The organism is Streptomyces sp. NPDC030820, from assembly GCF_055572075.1.
Window position 1 is genome coordinate 452217 of sequence record NZ_JBVIEB010000003.1, and the last position, 18363, is coordinate 470579.

Genomic DNA, 18363 nt, shown 5'->3' on the forward strand with positions numbered 1-18363 from the left:
GACGTTTGGACTCGACGGCATCTCCCGCAGGAGCCGTGCCGTGAGCCGTTCCATCAGCGCCGAGAACTTCGATGGTGCCAAGTCCGGCGGCGGCCGGGCCACCGAGGGCACCGGCGCGGTCGCAGCGAGCAGGCTGGGGCCGGGCTGGAAGATCTCCCCGAGCATCGACATCGCCGCCGGCGAGACCGCGGTGCTCGCCGACATCGAGGGACCGGGCACCATCCGGCACCTGTGGTGCACCACCGACCCGCACACGGCCTGGCGGGGCACCCTGCTGCGGATGTACTGGGAGGGCGAGGAGAGCCCGGCCGTCGAGGTCCCGCTCGGTGACTTCTTCTGCAACGGCTGGAACACCTTCAGCCAGGTCTCGTCCGTGCCCGTCGCCGCCAACCCCAACGGCGGTTTCAACGCGTACTGGCCCATGCCGTTCCGCCGCCGCGCGCGCATCACCCTGGAGAACCTGACCGCCGAGAAGGTCACCCTCTACTACCAGGTCGACTACGAACTGGACGAGGTCGGCGAGGACGCCTCCTACTTCCACGCGCAGTGGCGGCGCAGCCACCCGGTGCCGTACGGCGAGGTGCACACGCTGCTCGACGGGGTCACCGGCGCCGGCAGCTATGTGGGCACCTACCTCGCCTGGGGCGTCAACAGCCCCGGCTGGTGGGGCGAGGGCGAGTTCAAGTTCTACCTCGACGGCGACGAGGAGTTCCCGACGATCTGCGGCACCGGCACCGAGGACTACTTCGGCGGCGCCTGGAACTTCGACGTCCCCGGGCAGGGCTACACCGCCTACACCACCCCCTACCTGGGCCTGAACCAGATCCTGCGCCCCGACGGGCTCTACCGCAGCCAGCAGCGGTTCGGGATGTACCGCTGGCACGTCCTCGACCCCGTCCGCTTCTCCCAGGACCTGCGCGTCACCGTGCAGAGCCTCGGCATCGGCCCCGGCCAGGGCAACGGTCTGCCGCACCGCTACCGGCACACCAGCGACGACATCGCCAGCACCTCGCTCTTCTACCTGGACGCCCCGAGTTCGGCCTCCCGTCCGGCCACACCGGACCTGCTGACCCTCGAAGTCGACTGAGCCGCTTCTCCCACCGCAAGCCCGCACCCCCGTCCCCCAGTAGCCCGACCCCGTCCCACGCCCAGTAAGCCCGACCCCGTCCCTTCGACCAGAAGCCCCCCACGCCCGTCCCACCCCAAGTTTCCAGCCCCATCCCACTCCGACAGGAGCGCACGCATGCTCCAGCACGGCAACGAAGCCGGGCGCCCGGCCACCACGTCACGCCGGCGTTTCCTCACGGCGGCGGCGGGCACCGGCGCGGCCCTCGCCTCCCCGGCCCTGCTCACCGGTTGCGGCACGGCACAGGCGAAGGGGGGCAACCTCCAGTTCTGGAACTTCTACGGCCCCCAGCGCTCGCCCGACCCCGCGATCAACGCCCAGTCCAAGTGGTTCGTGGACATGGTCGCCGCGTGGAACCGCACCCACAAGGTACAGATCGACCTCGTCTACCTGCCGATACAGACGTACCTCAACGGTTTCAAGCTCCCCTCCGCCTTCGCCACCGGCGAGGGCCCGGACATCTTCCTGATGTCCCCCGGCGACTTCCTGCGCTACTACAACGGCGGTGTCCTCGCGGACCTCACCCCGCACATGGACAAGGCCGCCATCGACGACTACGGCTCCGCACTCGACAGCCGCAAGGTCGACGGCAAGGTCTACGCACTCCCCATGGAGATCGAGCCGCTGGCCATGTTCTACGCCCAGGACGTGTGGGAGAAGGCCGGCCTGTCCGAGGCCGACATCCCCACCACCTGGGACCGGATGCTGGACATCGGCGACAAACTGCGTACGAAGACCCGGGCGGGCCTCGTCTTCGAGACCAACCCCGGCTACTACCAGAACTTCACCTGGTACCCGTGGATGTGGCAGGGCGGCGGCGACGTCCTGGACCACCAGGGCAAGGTGGTCTTCGACTCCAAGGCCACCCGCCAGGCCCTCGGGCTGTGGCAGGACGCCGTACGCCACGGCATCGCCCCGCGCACCGTGCCCGCCGCAGGCGATGTGATCGGCGGCTTCAAGGGCGGCAACGTCGCCATGTGGCAGCAGGGCATCTGGAACGTCTCCAGCTTCAAGGCGTTCGCGCCCAAGTACCGCTACGGCGTCTTCAAGCTGCCCGTCCCGCCGGGCGGCAAGTACGTCACCACGCTCGGCGGCTGGTCCTTCTGCGCCAACGCTCAGGGCCGCAACCCCGACGCCGCGGCCGAGTTCTGCGTCTGGGCGCTCGGGTCCATGAAGGACGACTCGATCAACCGGATGGTCGACTGGTGCGTCGGCGCCAAGTCCGACGTGGCGCCCCGCGCCAGCGCCCTGGAGCGGGGTGCCGCCAAGGGCGGCTACGACTCCGAGATCATGAAGAAGTTCAAGGACGAGATCTTCCCCGGCGGACGCGCCGAGCCGCGCTACCCCCCGGTCGTCTACAAGGCGATCTCCGACGCCATCCAGGGCACCATGCTCGCCGGCCGCGGGGTGGCCGGTGAGGCGGCAAGAGCCGCCCAGTCCATCGCTGCGTACACCAAGAGCTACAAGGGGGCGAGCCTGATATGAGCAGCGTCGCCGCAGAACAGCGCCGGCGGGCCGCGGCCCCGGCGCAGGCACCCGCCTCCGCGGACACACCGAGACTCAGCCGCAAGCACCGCGAATGGCTGGCCGCGGGCCTCTTCCTCGCGCCCGACGTGCTGGGCCTCCTCGTCTTCGTCGCGATCCCGATGGTGCTCTCCATCGCCCTGAGCTTCTTCCAGGTCAGCGGCTTCGGCTCGTACAAGTGGATCGGGCTCGGCAACTACCAGCGGATGATGCACGATCCGCTGTTCTGGGACTCGATGAAGATCACCGGCGAGTACGTCGTGATCCTCGTCCCCGTCCTGTTCTGTGTGAGCCTCGGCCTGGGCCTGCTGGTGAAGCAGAAGCTGCCCGGCGTCGGCGTCTACCGCACCGCGCTCTTCCTGCCGTACGTGCTCAGCCTCGTGGTGGTCGGCGTGCTGTGGAAGTTCCTGCTCGACGAGCAGACGGGCGTGGTCAACCAGGCCATGCGGGCGGCCGGCTTCGGCGGCGAGTCCTGGCTCGGCAGCCCCGGCCTGGCCCTCGGCTGCGTCATCGCGGTCATGGTCTGGGTGATGATGGGCTACTACATGATCATCTTCCTGGCCGGGCTCCAGGAGATCCCCAAGGAGTTCTACGAGGCCGCGAAGCTGGACGGCGCGGGACCGTGGACCACCTTCCGCACCATCACCTGGCCGCTGCTGCGCCCCACCAGCTTCTTCGTCCTGCTGATGTCGACGGTCGCCGCCATCACCGGAGGCCTCGACCTGATCTTCGTCCTGACCAACGGCGGCCCCGCCAACGGCACGTCCCTGGCGATCTTCTACATCTACCAGCAGGCCTTCGGGTTCGGCGAGTTCGGCTACGCGGCGGCCATGGGCTCGTTCCTGGTGCTGATCATGGTCGTGATCTCCGCCGTGATCTTCAAGTTCACGAGAGGCGGGAGGTTCGACGATGGCGAGTGAGACCCTGACGACCCGGGCGGGCCGGGAGGGTGGACGCCGGCCGCTCTCCTCACGCGCCGGACTGACGGCCCTGGCCGTGGTCCTGTCGCTGATCAGCATCTTCCCGGTGCTGTGGATGGTCACGTCGTCCTTCAAGACCCGGGCCACCGTCACCGACGGCAACCTGATCCCCAAGGACCTCACCTTCGACAACTTCGTCTACGTCTTCACCGAGGTCCCCTTCGGCCGCTATCTCTGGAACAGCTTCTTCATCTCCGCGGTGATCACCATCGTGGCGCTGTTCTTCCACTCCATGGCCGCCTACGCGCTCGCCCGGCTGCGCTTCCCGGGCCGGGAGAAGCTCTTCGGTGCGATCTTCGCCACCCTGCTGGTCACGGCCCCGGTCGTGCTGATCCCGCTGTTCCTGGTGGCCCGCGAGCTGGGCCTGCTCAACAGCTACGCCGGCCTGATCATCCCGGCCATCTTCAACGCCTTCGGCATCTTCCTGCTGCGCCAGTTCTACCTGGGGCTGCCCAAGGAACTGGAGGAGGCGGCCATCGTCGACGGCTGTGGCCACTGGCGGGTGTACTGGAACATCGTCCTGCCGATGTCCCGGCCCATCCTGTCGGCCCTGGCGATCTTCTTCTTCCTCGCCAACTGGAACGCCTTCGTCTGGCCGCTGGTCGCCACCAACGACCAGTCCCTGACGGTGGTCCAGCTCGGCATCGCCTCGTTCCAGACGCAGTACACCTCCAACTGGAACTACATCCTGGCGGCGGCCACCGTCGCGGCGCTGCCCATGCTGGTGCTGTTCTTCGTCTTCCAGCGGCAGATCGTGGAGTCGATCAAGACGTCCGGGCTGAAGTAGCTCCGGACCCTGCCGTGGGCCCGGGCGTGCGGCGGCGCAGGGCCCACGAACAAGGGCGCGGTACCGGTCAGCTGACCGGTACCGCGCCCTTCGCATGCCCGGCCGGCTCAGGGTCCGGCGGTGCTCTCCCGCACCTGGAGCTTGGTGCGCAGCACCACGGTCTGCAGCGGCGACGGCTTGCCCCCGGGCGACGGCTTGCCCTCGATCCGCTGCAGCAGCAGATCGGCAGCGGTACGGCCCAGCTCGTACGAGGGCAGCTCCACCGCGGTCAGGGACGGCCGCAGCAGCGACGCCCACGGCACGTCGCCGAAGGACAGCACACCGATGGCCGGGGGAGTGGTTCCGACCTCGCGCAACGCGTCCAGGACACCGATCGTCATGAGGTTGTTGGCGACGAACACGGCGTCCGGTGGCTCGGGCAGCGCCAGCAGCTCGCGCATCGCGGCCCGGCCGCCCTCGACCCGGAAGTCGGCGTGCCGTACGTAGGCGTCGCCGGTCTGGGCGGCGTCGCCCGCGGAGTACAGCGCCATGCGGTATCCGGCGAGGCGCTCCTCGGAGGTGGAGGCGCCCCGGGGTCCGGTGATGCAGGCGATGCGGCGGTAACCGGCCTGCAGCAGATGGCGGGTGGCAACCTCACCGCCGTGCTGGTTGTCCACCTGTACGGCGTCCACCTCGGCCGCGTGCGGCCGCCGGTCCACGGCGACCACCGGCACGCCCCGGGCGATCAGCGGCGCCAGGTCCGTCTCGTCCTGCGAGGCCGCGGCCACGATCACCCCGGCCATCTGCTCGCCGAGGGCGACCTCGAGGTAGCGGCGCTCCTTGTCGGTGTCCTCGTCGGAGTTGCACAGGACGACCGAGAGGCTGGTGCGCTGTGCGGCGTCCTCGACCCCGCGGGCGAGCGAGGTGAAGAAGGGGTTCTCGATGTCCGGGATGATCAGGGCGATCACGCTGGAGCGCTGCTTGCGCAGCGACCGGGCCACCCGGTTCGGCGCGAAGCCGAGAGCCGCGGCGGCCTGCTGCACGGACAGCGCGCGTTCCGGCGTGACCTTGCCGCCGTTGAAGACACGCGAGACCGTCGCCGGGGACACCCCGGCGGCTCGCGCCACGTCATGGATCGTCACCACCTGAGTGCGCATCCTTTCAGCCGTGTGTAGAACCACCCTACCTGCGCGTGAAAAGGTTTTCACCCCGAATGGGCCCAGGACAGGGCAGACGGGGATCCTGACGGCCATCGCGAGCGCCCTTCGCGTGGGCGACCACTTGCCGGAGCGGCCGGGCTGACCCGCCACGGCGCATGGAGCCGACCGGGCGAAGATGCTCAGCCGGGCAGCGCAAGGCGGTCCGCCCCGGGATGCCGCCGCCCCTCCGCAGTGCTTCGGTGATGCCTGGACCTCCGGGCGACGGACCTGGCGGGCATGGGCACGCAGTGGAGGAGCAGGACATCGTGAGTTCCACCGAGGGCGCACCCCAGGGCGTGATCCCCGCCCAGCTGCTGCGTGGGCAGAAGGCACTGGTGACCGGCGCGAACTCCGGAATCGGCAGGGCGACGGCCGTCGCCCTGGGCCGGGCGGGTGCCGATGTCGTGGTGAACTACGTGGCCGGCCGCGAGGACGCCGAGAAGGTGGTCGAGGAGATCACCGGATACGGGGTCCGCGCGGCCGCCCACGAGGCGGACGTGTCCGACGAGCAGCAGGTCGTCGCCATGATGGACCGGATGGTCCGGGAGTTCGGCACGATCGACATCCTGGTCGCCAACGCGGGACTGCAGCGCGACGCACCGGTCACGGAGATGACACTCGCCCAGTGGCAGAAGGTCCTGGACGTCAATCTCACCGGGCAGTTCCTGTGTGCCCGCGAGGCGACCAAGGAGTTCCTGCGCCGCGGGGTCGTCCCCGAAGTGTCGTGTTCCGCCGGGAAGATCATCTGCATGAGCTCGGTCCACCAGATCATCCCCTGGACCGGTCACGTCAACTACGCGTCGTCCAAGGGCGGTGTGCAGATGATGATGGCGACCCTGGCCCAGGAACTCGCCCCGAAGCGGATCCGGGTGAACGCGGTCGCCCCCGGAGCCATCAAGACCCCCATCAACCGCGGCGCCTGGGAGACGCCGGAGGCGGAGCAGGACCTCATGCGGCTGATCCCCTACAAGCGGATCGGCGACCCCGAGGACATCGCCCACGCCGTCGTCGGCCTCGCGTCCGACCTGATGGACTACGTCGTCGGCACCACCCTGTACGTCGACGGCGGGATGACACTCTTCCCGGGCTTCGCCACCGGCGGCTGACCCACCCACCCGTGTCGGCCTCCGGAGACGCCTCACATGCACACGGTCCTGCTGCCGGCGGACGCGTCGGCGCACCTGTTGCCGGCCAGGTCGATGATGGCCTTCACCCTGGCCTCGCACATCGTCCTGGTGCCCCTCGGCGTGGCGCTGCCGCTGATCACGCTCATCGTGCACGGCTACGGTCTGCGCCGTGACGACGCCGCCGCCCTGCTGCTGGCACGCCGGTGGTCGGCCGTCATGGCGGTCCAGTTCGCGATCGGTGTCGTCACCGGCACCGTGCTGTCCTTCGAGTTCGGGCTGCTGTGGCCGGGCATGATGGGCCGGTGGGGCGATGTCTTCGGCATCGGGTTCGGCGTCGAGGCCTGGGCGTTCTTCCTGGAGGCCGTCCTCATCGCCATCTACCTCTACGGCTGGCGCAGGCTTCCCTCCCGCACCCACTTCCTGCTCGGACTTCCCCTGCCCCTCGTGGCCCTGCTCGGCGCCTTCGGCATCCTGGCCGCGAACTCGTGGATGAACACCCCGCGGGGCTTCACCCTGGACGCCGCCGGCAACCCGGTCGACGTGAAGATCTGGAAGGCGGTCTTCACCCCCATGTTCGGCCCGCAGTACTGGCACTTCGTCATGGCGATGTTCGTGACGGCGGGCTATGTCGTGGCCGGTGTCTACGCCGTCGGATGGCTGCGCGGCCGCCGGGACCGCTACCACCGGCTGGGGTTCACGATCCCCTTCACGCTCGCCGCCGTGTGCACCCCCGTGCAGTTCGTGCTCGGCGACTCCATCGCCCGTCAGGTCTTCCACAGACAGCCGGTGAAGTTCGCCGCCATGGAGATCGTCTGGAAGACCGACACACACCAGCCGGAGTACCTCTTCGGCCGGCTGCGTCCGGACGGCAGCATCTCCGGCGGCATCCGAATCCCGCAGCTCGACTCCATCCTCGCCGGATTCCACGCGTACACCAAGGTGACCGGGCTGACCTCCGTGTCCGCCACCGACCGGCCGACGGCCGCTCAGGCCACCATCGCCCACTGGGCCTTCGACATCATGGCCGGGATCGGCTCCCTGCTGGTGCTGCTCGCCCTCTGGTACGCGGCGATGTGGCTGCTGCGCGGCCGGATGCCCGCGAGCCCCTGGTTCTTCCGGTGCGCGGCCGTGGCCGGCCTCGCCTCCGTCGTCGCCGTCGAGTGCGGCTGGATCACCACCGAGGTGGGCCGCCAGCCGTGGATCGTGTACCAGAACATGCGGGTCGCCGAAGCGGTGACGGCCACGCGCTCCACCAGTCTGTGGATCATGTTCGGTCTGGTCGTCCTCGTGTACGTCTTCGTCTTCGGGTCGTTCCTCGTGGTGCTGCTGAAGATGCGCGCCCGATGGCGGCTCGCCGACCGGCCGGGCGGACCGCGGCCACCGGAGGAGACGCCGGAGACGGACACGCCGTACGGGCCGCGCCCCGCCCGGAGCCGACTGTGATCGCCGGGGTCGTCGCCGTCGTCCTGCTGCTCGCGATCGCCGCCTACGCCTGCGGTGGAGGCACGGACTACGGAGCCGGCTTCTGGGACCTGACCGCGGGCGGAGCGGAGCGCGGCAAGCGCCCGCGCCGGCTGATCGACCACGCGATGGAGCCCGTCTGGGAGGTCAACAACGTCTGGCTGATCTTCGTGCTGGTCATCATGTGGACGGGTTTCCCCGTCCTCTTCCAGCGGGTGTTCACCACGATGTGGCTGCCCCTGGCGCTGGCCGCCGTAGGCATCGTGCTGCGCGGCGCCGGCTTCGCCCTGCGCAAGCCGGTCCGGCGGCCGGCCGGCCGGCGCCTGTACGGCGCGGTCTTCGCCGTCGCCTCACTGCTGACGCCGTTCTTCCTCGGTGCCGCGGCCGGGGGAGTGGCCTCGGGCCGGGTGACCGCGACGGCGACGGCGTCGACCGACGTCTGGGCCAATCCGACGTCCCTGCTGTTCGGTCTGCTCGCCGTCGCGGCCACGGCGACGCTCGGCGCGGTCTTCCTCGCCGCGGACGCCCGGCGCTTCGCCGCGGAGGACCTGGACCGGTACTTCCGCCGGCGGGCCCTCGCCGCGCTCGCCGCCGTCGCCGTGCTCGCCGTCATCACCCTGTTCGTCACCCACGGCGACGCGCCGCATGTGTGGCACGGGCTCACCCACGGCGTGGGGCTCTTCTTCGTCGCCGTGTCCGTGCTGGCCACCCTCGCCACCGCAGGGTCGCTGACCCGCCCCTCCGCGGCGTGGTCCCGGGTCACGGCGGTCGGCGTGGTCGCGTCGGCCGTCATCGCCTGGGGCATGGCGCAGCGCCCCTATCTCGTCCCGACCTCGCTGACCGTCGCCGAGGGCGCGGGCGCGCACACCGCACTGCGCTGGCTGGCGTTCGTCACCCTCGTCGCCATCGTGCTCGTCATCCCCGCGGTCGCCCTGCTGTACTGGCTGGACACCCATGGCGAGCTGGAGGGCCTCACCGACGCCGACCTGCGCGCCGATGCCGCAGCCGACGAGGTCTGACCTCATGCCGGGCCGCCCGCTTCCGATTGCGCACTACCGCCGGTCGAGCGCCGCGTTCAGGGTGAGGGCCGAGTCGATGAGGGCGAGATGCGTGAACGCCTGGGGGAAATTGCCGAGCTGACGGCCCGTCGGGTCGATCTCCTCGGAGTACAGCCCGAGATGGTTGGCGTACCCCATCATCTTCTCGAACACCAGCCTCGCCCGGTCGGTCCGCCCCGCGCGCGCCAGGGCGTCGACGTACATGAACGTGCACAGCGAGAAGGTGCCCTCGGAGCCGCGCAGGCCGTCGGGCGAGGCGTCGGGGTTGTAGCGGTAGACCAGGCTGTCGCTGACCAGTTCCTGCTCCATGGCGTCCAGGGTGGATGCCCACATCGGATCCTCCGGGGTGAGGAACCCGACCGTCGCCATGCGCAGCAGCGAGGAGTCCAGCACGCCACTGCCGTAGTGCTGGACGAAGGCCTGCCGATCCTCGCTCCACCCCTTCGCCATGACCTGCTCGTAGATGGCGTCCCGCTCGGTGCGCCAGCGCCCGGACGCCGCCGGCCACCCCTTCGCCTCGGCCAGTCGCAGGGCGCGGTCGAACGCCAGCCACGACATGACACGGCCGTAGGTGAAGTCCTGGCGACCGCCGCGGGTCTCCCAGATGCCCTCCTCCGCCTGGTCCCAGTGGTCGGCCAACCAGTCCAGGTCCGCCCGCATCGAGGTCCATCCCCCGTGCCCGACCTGGAAGCCGTGCCGGTGCGCGAAGTAGATGCTGTCCAGGGCCTCGCCGTAGATGTCCAACTGGAGCTGCGTCGCGGCGCCGTTGCCGATCCGCACCGGCGCGGAACGCCCATAGCCCTCCCAGTGGTCGAGGATCTGCTCGTTCAGGTCGGAGGAGCCGTCGACCTTGTACATGATGTTGAGCGGGCCCGTGTTCCCGTCGCTCCCGATCCGTTCCTTGACCCGGTCGCTCAGCCAGATGATGAACGCCCGGGCCTCCTCCGTGAAGCCCAGTCCCAGCAGGGCGTACACGGAGAAGGAGGCGTCACGGATCCAGGTGAAGCGGTAGTCCCAGTTGCGTTCGCCGCCCAGTTGTTCCGGGAGAGCCGCAGTCGGGGCGGCCACCACGGCCCCGCTGGGGGCGAAGGTCATGAGCTTCAGCGTGATCGCGGAACGCTCCACCACCTCCCGCCAGCGCCCGGTGTAGCGCGACTGCGCCAGCCAGGAGCGCCAGAACGCCACTGTCTCGTCGAAGAGCCGCTGGTGTTCGTCACGGCGTATCTCCGCGGGCGGCCCCTCGGCGCCCATCTCCAGAACCAGCCCGCGCTGCTGGCCGGCCTGCAGGGTCAGCGAGAGGTGCAGGTCGGCGTCCCGGTCCGTGAGCACGTCCACGAGCCGCTCGTCCTCCGGTTCGCGGATCGGGTGCACGGTGAGTTCCGTACCGTCCTCCGCGGCGAAGACCGCTCCGTGCGGGGTGATGTGCAACGCGTGGGCCGTGCGCCCGTAGTCGAACCGCGGGGCGATCTCCACCTCGAACGTCATGCTGCCGCGCACACAGCGGACCAGCCGGACCAGCCGGTGCCGGGAGGTGACCGTCGTACCGGTCACGGGCATGAAGTCGAGCACCTCACCGGCGCCCGCCTCGGTCATGAACCGGGTCACCAGGATCGCCGTGTCCGGAAGGTACAACTGCCTGGTCGCATGGGTCAGATGCGCCGGCCGTACCGTGCAGTGCCCGCCCTTCTCCTTGTCCAGAAGCGCCCCGAACACACTCGGAGAGTCGAAACGCGGGGAGCAGAACCAGTCGACCACTCCCTCGGTGGTCACCAGCGCGGCGGTCTGCAGATCGCCGATCAGGCCGTGGTTCTCGATCAGCGGGTAGTCGTCCATCGGGGCGCCCCTTTCGGTGTGCGATTCACCCGGATGGGCCCCCTCGATCAGCGTAAGCCGGGGGTCCTGCTCCGGCCACGGGGCCGGTACGGGGCCCCGGACACGGCTCCCTCACCGTGCGACTGCGTCGCATCTGGCGGATAGTGATGAAAGGACGAGATCCCCGGCAGCTCCCCGCACCTCAGGAGGCGCTCGATGCCCCCTTCACGGTTGTTGGCCGCGCTCACCGGCATCACGCTGCTCGGTATTGCGCTCACCGCCTGCCAGGACCAGGCGTCCGGTCAGATCGTGGCGCGGAACGGCATCAGGATCGTGGAGACCGTCTCCAACCCGCCGATCCACCGATGTCACCGTTTCCCCGAGGGTGTGACTCACGTCAACAATCAGACACAGAGCAGCCTGCTGCTGTACTCGACACCGGACTGCACCGTGCCGCCGGGTGGACAGAGCGACTACCTGGACATCGGGGCGTCGGACCGGGTTGTCAGGGCCACCGGCCTCTGGCACAGCTTCTCCTTCGCCCCCGGATGACGGCCTGTCACCACGTCAGCGGCACTGGCAGGACGGCCGGCCGGGTCCAGCGCCACATCCGTGACCGTGTGTCGAGTTCGGCACCAGTCCCCAATTCCTGCTCGGCATAGCCAAGTTCGGCGGTGCTCGGGTGCGTCATGAGCCGGATCACCGGCGTGGTCACCGAGAAGCCGCGACCGATGCCGCTGTGAGTCTGTCCACGGCGGCCGCGACCGCCTCGGGGCTGGAGATCATCGTCAGGTGCCGGGCGCCCGGGATGAGCGTCGCGGGCGGTGCGCCGATGCGCCGGGCGGTCTCCTCGGGCGTCTGCCGGGAGAACACGTCGTCCTCGGCACCGAACACCACCGACTTGGGCACGCGCACCCCGGCGAGCCGAGCCACCTGGTCCGCGGGCAGCCCCGGCACACCGGCGGCCAGCATGCTCCAGAGCGCGCTCTCCGCGCCCGGCACCCGGAGCGGGCGCCGCCACTGATCCACACCGGCGGCGTCCAGGCGCGGACAGGAAGGCCCGCACTGTGCGTCGTACAAGCTGCGGATCAGCCCGTCGATGCCGAGTCCGAGCCGCAGCAGGCTGGTGCGGTACGGGTCGATCAGCACGTACTTGAAGGCCGGCGGCGGCCCGGCACCCGTGTCGAGGGCGTCGCCGTCGAGGAGCATCACACCCCCCAGCCGGCCCGGGGCCCTGAGCGCCGCCTCGGTGACCACGGCGGCTCCGCTGGAGTGCCCCACCAGCAGCGGGCGCTCGCCCGGACCGCCGAGGTGCATGGCGTCCAGGAAGCCCAGGAGCTGCCGGGTGAAATGGTCGACGGTGTACGGGCCGTGGCGCTCGCTGTAACCGTCGCCCGTCAGGTCGAGCGCGTACACCCGGTGGTCGCGGGCGAGCAACGGGGCAAGGCGCGACCAGGTGTCCACGGTTTCGAAGGCGCCGTGCACCAGGACCACCGGTGGGCCCGCCGTACCCCAGGTCTGGTAACGCGTGCGGATGTCGGCGGCCTGCACGTACCTGAGCCCCCGCGGCGGCGCGGCACGCCCGGCCGTGACGCCGTTGTAGACGAACGAAGCCACTGTGACGACGGTCAGCACGACGGTACAGCCCAGCGCGGCACGCCGAAGCCACCGCCGCAGCCGGGAGCGGCGTGGCCGGTGCGCGCGCTCGGCAGGGAGCGACGGCGGAGCGGATGCCGGACGGGCGCCCCCGTCCCCGTCGCCATCCCCGGGTTCGGCTCCGACTCGGCGAAGATCAGCTGTCACAGCCCACAGCATCGCCCATGGCGCACCCACGGACATCCTGCGGGGGGAGCCGTCGTGACTACTCCGCCCGGTGTAGGGGAGTGCCGGGCGTACGGGAGCGTAAAAGGTCAGGTCGGTCGCACCGTGCGAACGAGTCGGCTCTTCTCAAGGGAAAGCGCGACAATTGTCTATATGTCCTTTCTCCGTCGCCGGAGGGATGTGGACGTTGGTGGTCTGGTGGCCCGGGCGGGGACGGCGGCCGGATGGCCGCAGACGCAAGCTCTCGCAGCGGATTCTCCTCGCCCTCCTGTTGATCCTCGCGGTGACGAGCGCTGTCGGTTTCGCATTGGTCGCACTCACCCAGCGCGCCCGGCTGGACGCCCTGTACGAGCAGCGGGCAGTGTCGATCGCGCGGATCGCGGCCGGCAATCCGCAGATTCGCAGCGCGATGGCTGCCGGAGCGCCGCCGACGCGCACGAGCGTCGTGCAAAGCGTGACCCAGCGCATCGCCGCTGACTCCGGTGCCTCCTACGTCGTGGTGATCGACCTGCACCGTGTCCGTCATTCGCATCCCATTCCTGCCTTGATCGGCCAGAGGGTCTCCGATCCGTTCGTGGCCCGGGACGGAAAGTCGCACACCAGGATCAACATGGGCGCGACGGGCCGCTCGGCCAATGGGATAGTGCCGCTGTATGCGCCGGGTAACGGCCGCCGTCTGGTGGGAGAGGTCTCGGCCGGCATTCCGGAGGCACAGGCGGCCGGCGAGCTGGTGCGTGAGCTGCCCGCCTTCGGCATCTATGCCGGGACTGCCCTGGCGGTCGGAGCCGCCGCCGCCTTCCTGCTGGCCGCCCGACTCAAGCGGAGCACGTTCGGACTGGAGCTGGAGGAGATTGCGGGTCTGTTCCAGGACCGGGAGGCCACGCTGCACGGCATCAGGGAGGGCGTGGTCGGCCTCGACCCGCGAGGCCGGATCACGGTGGTCAACGACGAGGCGCGGCGGCTGCTCGGTCTCACGGGGGATGTCGAGGGGCGCCCCTTGGACGAACTCGGGCTCGAGCGAGCGGCGGCCGAGCTGCTGGCCCCGGGACGCGTTGTCAGCGACGAGGTGCTCACCGTCGGGGAGCGGTTGCTGGTGGTCAACTGCTGGCCGACGGGGCGCGATGGCGGCCCTCCGGGGAGCGTGGCCACGCTGCGGGACTCCACTGAACTCCGGCTGCTCTCGGAGAAGGCCGAGGCGGCGCGCAGGCGCCTGCAGCTGCTGTACGACGCCAGCGGGTCCATGGGGACCTCACTCGACGTGAAACGTACGGCCGGAGCAGTTGCCAGCGTCGGGATACCGCACTTCGCCGACTTCGCCGTGGTCGATCTCGTGGAGGGCGTCCTGCATGGCGAGGAACCGGCGCCCGACGGCAGCGTTCGGATGCACCGGGTGGCTGTGCACGGCATTCGCGACGAGCATCCCTTCATGCAGCTCGACGCGGTCTTCGAGCTGGATCCCGCCACACCGCGAGCGTGGGCGTTCGGCCACCAGCGGGCGGTGCTGGAACGCGATCTCAGTGCGACGCAGGCGTGGCATGCCCAGGAACCGGCGCGCGCGGAGGCCATCCTCGCAGCCGGCCTGCGCTCGCGCATCGTGGCCCCGCTGCGCGCCCGGGGGATGCTGCTCGGCGTGGCCTACTTCTGGCGCATGCGGGAGCGTGAGCCGTTCGACGAGGACGATCTGTCGCTGGCCGAGGAGCTGGTGGCCCGTGCCGCGGTGTCCGTGGACAACGCCCGCCGGTACACCCACGAGCACGCGATGGCTGTCACATTGCAGCGCAGCCTGCTGCCGCGCGCCATGCCCGACCAGAACGCCGTCGACCTCGCCCACCGGTATCTGCCGGCCCAGTCCGTGCGCGGCGACTGGTTCGACGTCATCCCGCTACCGGGCGGGCGGGTCGCACTGGCGGTGGGTGACGTCGTCGGTCACGGCCTGCACGCGGCGGCCACCATGGGGCGGCTGCGCACGGCCGTGCGCAACTTCTCCGCACTCGACCTGCCTCCTGATGAACTGCTGTGGCATCTGGACGAGCTCGTCGCACGGATCGACGAGGAGGCGACCGACGACGGCATGGCGGGGATCACCGGCGCATCCTGCGTGTACGTGATCTACGACCCGACCACACGGGCCTGCACGATGGCGCGCGCCGCGCACCCGCCTCCCGCAGTAGTGATCCCCGACGGCACCGTGGAGTTCCCGGACGTGTCGGCCGGGCCGCCTCTGGGCCTGGCAGCGCTGCCGTTCGAAACCACTCAGCTGCGGCTGCCCGAGGGCAGCCAGATCGTGCTGTACACCGACGGGCTGATCAAGGCCCGCGACCGCGACGTCGACGAGAGCCTGGCGCGGCTGAGCGCGATCCTCGGCGACGCGAGCCGCACCCCGGACGAGACCTGTACCGCGGTGCTGGACGCGTTGCTGCCCGCACGTTCCAGCGACGACGTCGCCCTGCTCGTCGCCCGGACCCGCGCCCTGGCAGAGGACCGGATCGCCGCCTGGGAGGTGCCCTCCGATGCGGCCGCGGTGGCCGAGGTGCGGACCAGGGTCAACCACCTGCTGTCGGAGTGGACGCTGGACGAGCTGGTGTTCACCACCGAACTCATCCTCAGCGAGCTGGTCACCAACGCCATCCGCCACGCCACCGGGCCGATCCGGGTGCGCCTGCTCTACGACCGCAATCTCACCTGTGAGGTCTCGGACACCAGCAGCACCTCGCCCCACCTGCGCTACGCGGCCACTACCGACGAGGGCGGCCGAGGGCTCTTCCTGGTCGCCCAGCTCGCGGCCCGGTGGGGCACCCGGTACCTGTCCACCGGCAAGATCATCTGGGCCGAACAGGCGATCCCGGCACCGACGGCGGACGTCGCCGAACGAGACAGAAGGCGACCGTCGGCATAGCACCCGTGCGGGTGTGGGTACTGCCGCCGGCATCGGGAGCCGCGCTGCAGGGCGGATCGCGAACAACCTGGTCGGGGTCCTGTTTCCGCAGCTGTCGTACATGGTGGTGGCCGCCATCAGCACTTCCTGGCGCTGGGGCACCGGCATGTGACCGTGGTGGCGGGCGAGCCGTTCGCCGCGGGGCTCTGCAGAGGTCCATCTGCGCCGACCGGGAAGCGGGCCTCGTGATCGGGGTGAGCGAGCGCGGCATCCGGGCCTACGACATCGCCACCGGCCTCTTGCGGTGGTGACGCCGCGGCGTCCGGTCCCGGCCGGGCGTGACCCTCCCCTTCCTGTATGGCGCGGTGCTGGTGGACGGGGTCCTGGGCGTCCAGGCCGGCGGTTGTCTCGCCGCGTTCCGGCCGCGACCGGCGTGCCGTCGGCTCGGCCTGCCCGCCGTACCGCCCTTGAAGGCCTCACCGCTGCTCGCGCTCACCAGCCCGCGCACCCGGCGCCTGATCCGCGACCACCCGGCGGAGACGCCTTCCCTACGAGGCCCTCTTGGGAGGCCGGACCCACGCACCGACCCACATAGGCGCCGACCCCGCCCCGCTCCGGCGCCGGAGGGAACCGACGGCTGATCGCCCGCGCCCGCGACCACCTGGCCGACCGGTTGGCCCACCTGCCCGGCTGGGTGCCTCCTCGGCCGTGGCGTCCCTCCCCGGCAGCATGACCGAGGTCGCTCGTGCAGGGGGTCCGACGGTCAACCGGTCTTGTGGCCCCACTGCGGCCCGACCAGGGTCCACTCCCTGTCCCACTGCTTGAGGCGCCGACGGTCGAGGTACCTACGGCCGACGCTCCCGAACCCGAAGACCACGCCGCTCAGGGCGAGGGCGGCGGAGGCTCCGAAGAGTCCCGCCTCGACGGCCGCCTTGCCGGGCGTCGGCGGCTGTGTGCTCAGCTTCCCTTGGGTGTCGATCCAGATCCTCACCGTGGAGCCGGTCTTCTTCCCGGTGGTCACCAGCGTCATGCCGCTGTGCGTGGAGCCGTCCGAAGTCGTCCAGCGGACCCTTGCCGAGGCCAGGTCTGTGCCCATCCCCGAGGTCGCGGTGCGCGGGACACCTTCGAGGAGAACGGCGGGAACGGGGGTCCGTTCGGCCCGCTGCCGGGCGAAGACCTGGTCGGCCGCATGGGCCGTCACCAGACCGGCCACCGTGCCACCCACTGCGATGACCACCCATATGGCCAGCAGGAGCCATGCCTCGAGGACGTCGTCACGTCGCCGGATCGGGTTACTCCGCCATCGCCACAGCGGCACCCCCGTTCGTCTGCGCTTCCTGTTCGCGGGCCTGTCCTCGCGCATCTTCCGCACCTCCTCGTCCTCATACACACGAAGGTGACAGCCGCAGCCTTGCCGTGGCATGGGCCGGTCAGGCGGAAGCGGGGGGCCGATCGGGCCAAGCCGTGGTTCTGCGCCGGTGCGTAGTGACCGATGTGCGCTGAACGGGCCCGGCAAGGGGACCATCGGCCCCTCACCGTTCCGCCGTGGCGCTCCCACGCTCGTAGGACATCCGCACCTGTCCGACTTCGTACGGGAGGAGGCCATCATGCGAACCGCGCCCCTCGACGCCGCGGCACTGGAAGCCTGCATCTCGGCCGCCGTGGCCGCGCCCTCGATCCACAACACCCAGCCGTGGCGCTTCCGGCTCGACCCGGAAGCCGCCGTACTGGAGGTGCGCGCCGTACCCGAGCGTGGCTTGCGCCACGCCGATCCTGTCGGTCGGGCGCTGCACATGTCTGTCGGTGCCGCTGTCTTCAACCTCCGCGTCGCGTCGGCCCACTTCGGACGGTCACCCGTCGTACGCCTGCTGCCGGATCCCGAGAACCCGAACGTGCTGGCCAACCTTCGGCTGTCCGGGACGGGCCAGCGACACACTGCGGGACACCGCCCCGACCTCTACCCGATGATCTGGCGCAGGCACAGCAGCAGGTCCCCGTTCTCCGGCAGGCCGCTTCCGCCGCACGTTCGAGCCGAACTCGCCGAAGTTGCTCAGGCGGAAGGCGCCTCACTGACCTTTCCCGGGACCGCCGAGACGGCACGGCTGCTGTGCGTGGCCACGGAGGCCGAGCACCGCAACCGCGCCGACCCGGACCGGGCAGCGGAGAGCCGTCGATGGGTGCACCGGGATCCGGACGACTCCGCCGACGTCGGCATACCGCAATCGGCACTGGGGCCACAGGACGTGCACGAGCAGCTGCCCATGCGTGACTTCACCGCACAACGACATCCGGAGCGGCTCCCCGCCCAGCCCTTCGAATCCCCTCCTGCGGTAGCCCTGCTGACCACCGAGCACGACCGGCGCAGCGACTGGCTGCGCGCCGGACAGGCGCTGGAGCACCTCCTGCTGGTGGCCACGGCGCACGGTGCGCGTGCCTCCCTGCTGCACCAGCCGATGGAGTGGCCAGAGCTGCGCCGCGCCCTGGGCCCCGTACGGGACCTCACCGGGCATGCGCAGATGCTGATTCGCCTCGGGTACGGCCCGGAAGGCCCGGTCACCCCGCGACGTGCGCCGGATCAGGCGTGGTGACGCTCAACGACCGGGCCGCCCGAGCA

15 protein-coding genes are annotated in these 18363 nt (G+C 70.3%); 11 read left to right on the plus strand and 4 right to left on the minus strand.

Annotated features, from left to right (window positions below):
* The first annotated feature begins 40 nt into the window (after nucleotides 1–40).
* From ACZ418_RS10475 to ACZ418_RS10490, 4 genes are all read left to right on the plus strand, one after another.
* A complete protein-coding gene (locus ACZ418_RS10475; RefSeq protein WP_468359996.1) occupies nucleotides 41–1087 on the plus strand; it encodes a glycoside hydrolase family 172 protein in 1047 nt (348 codons plus the stop codon).
* 156 nt (nucleotides 1088–1243) lie between these two features.
* Complete coding sequence (locus ACZ418_RS10480; RefSeq protein ID WP_468359999.1) at nucleotides 1244–2611, plus strand: ABC transporter substrate-binding protein; 1368 nt, start codon at nucleotides 1244–1246, stop codon at nucleotides 2609–2611.
* A complete protein-coding gene (locus ACZ418_RS10485; RefSeq protein ID WP_468360002.1) occupies nucleotides 2608–3570 on the plus strand; it encodes a carbohydrate ABC transporter permease in 963 nt (320 codons plus the stop codon). The genes ACZ418_RS10480 and ACZ418_RS10485 overlap by 4 nt, the downstream gene beginning before the upstream one ends.
* Entirely contained in the window at nucleotides 3560–4417 is an 858-nt protein-coding gene (locus ACZ418_RS10490; RefSeq protein ID WP_468360005.1) for a carbohydrate ABC transporter permease, read from the plus strand. The genes ACZ418_RS10485 and ACZ418_RS10490 overlap by 11 nt, the downstream gene beginning before the upstream one ends.
* Nucleotides 4418–4524: 107 nt before the next feature.
* On the opposite strand, the gene ACZ418_RS10495 is transcribed toward ACZ418_RS10490, so the two are convergent.
* Nucleotides 4525–5541 carry a LacI family DNA-binding transcriptional regulator gene (locus ACZ418_RS10495; RefSeq protein WP_468360007.1) on the minus strand — a complete coding sequence of 339 codons (1017 nt, stop codon included), beginning with the start codon at nucleotides 5539–5541 and terminating at the stop codon, nucleotides 4525–4527.
* 320 nt (nucleotides 5542–5861) lie between these two features.
* On the opposite strand from ACZ418_RS10495, the gene ACZ418_RS10500 reads away from it, so the two are divergent.
* From ACZ418_RS10500 to ACZ418_RS10510, 3 genes are read left to right on the plus strand one after another with little or no spacing between them, the layout of a single operon-like run.
* Complete coding sequence (locus ACZ418_RS10500) at nucleotides 5862–6701, plus strand: SDR family oxidoreductase (protein ID WP_468360010.1); 840 nt, start codon at nucleotides 5862–5864, stop codon at nucleotides 6699–6701.
* Between the two features lie 36 nt (nucleotides 6702–6737).
* A complete protein-coding gene (locus ACZ418_RS10505; RefSeq protein ID WP_468360013.1) occupies nucleotides 6738–8165 on the plus strand; it encodes a cytochrome ubiquinol oxidase subunit I in 1428 nt (475 codons plus the stop codon).
* Nucleotides 8162–9202 (plus strand): cytochrome d ubiquinol oxidase subunit II, encoded by a 1041-nt coding sequence (locus tag ACZ418_RS10510; protein ID WP_468360015.1) that lies wholly within the window; start codon nucleotides 8162–8164, stop codon nucleotides 9200–9202. Before ACZ418_RS10505 ends, ACZ418_RS10510 begins: the two co-directional genes overlap by 4 nt.
* Nucleotides 9203–9235: 33 nt before the next feature.
* Here ACZ418_RS10510 and ACZ418_RS10515 read toward each other — a convergent pair whose 3' ends face one another.
* Complete coding sequence (locus ACZ418_RS10515) at nucleotides 9236–11074, minus strand: glycoside hydrolase family 15 protein (protein WP_468360018.1); 1839 nt, start codon at nucleotides 11072–11074, stop codon at nucleotides 9236–9238.
* A gap of 195 nt (nucleotides 11075–11269) precedes the next feature.
* Here ACZ418_RS10515 and ACZ418_RS10520 point away from each other — a divergent pair, with 195 nt between their 5' ends.
* Nucleotides 11270–11605, plus strand: coding sequence for a hypothetical protein (locus ACZ418_RS10520; RefSeq protein WP_468360021.1), 336 nt, complete (start codon nucleotides 11270–11272; stop codon nucleotides 11603–11605).
* A gap of 159 nt (nucleotides 11606–11764) precedes the next feature.
* On the opposite strand, the gene ACZ418_RS10525 is transcribed toward ACZ418_RS10520, so the two are convergent.
* Nucleotides 11765–12670 (minus strand): alpha/beta fold hydrolase, encoded by a 906-nt coding sequence (locus tag ACZ418_RS10525; RefSeq protein WP_468360024.1) that lies wholly within the window; start codon nucleotides 12668–12670, stop codon nucleotides 11765–11767.
* A 382-nt stretch (nucleotides 12671–13052) separates the two neighbouring features.
* Here ACZ418_RS10525 and ACZ418_RS10530 point away from each other — a divergent pair, with 382 nt between their 5' ends.
* Both ACZ418_RS10530 and ACZ418_RS10535 read left to right on the plus strand, forming a co-directional pair.
* Entirely contained in the window at nucleotides 13053–15770 is a 2718-nt protein-coding gene (locus ACZ418_RS10530; protein ID WP_468360787.1) for a SpoIIE family protein phosphatase, read from the plus strand.
* A gap of 13 nt (nucleotides 15771–15783) precedes the next feature.
* Entirely contained in the window at nucleotides 15784–15921 is a 138-nt protein-coding gene (locus ACZ418_RS10535; protein WP_468360027.1) for a hypothetical protein, read from the plus strand.
* Nucleotides 15922–16512: 591 nt separating this feature from the next.
* On the opposite strand, the gene ACZ418_RS10540 is transcribed toward ACZ418_RS10535, so the two are convergent.
* Nucleotides 16513–17112, minus strand: coding sequence for an Rv1733c family protein (locus tag ACZ418_RS10540; protein WP_468360030.1), 600 nt, complete (start codon nucleotides 17110–17112; stop codon nucleotides 16513–16515).
* Nucleotides 17113–17356: 244 nt separating this feature from the next.
* Here ACZ418_RS10540 and ACZ418_RS10545 point away from each other — a divergent pair, with 244 nt between their 5' ends.
* Nucleotides 17357–18337 carry an Acg family FMN-binding oxidoreductase gene (locus ACZ418_RS10545; RefSeq protein ID WP_468360033.1) on the plus strand — a complete coding sequence of 327 codons (981 nt, stop codon included), beginning with the start codon at nucleotides 17357–17359 and terminating at the stop codon, nucleotides 18335–18337.
* The last annotated feature ends 26 nt before the right edge of the window (nucleotides 18338–18363 follow it).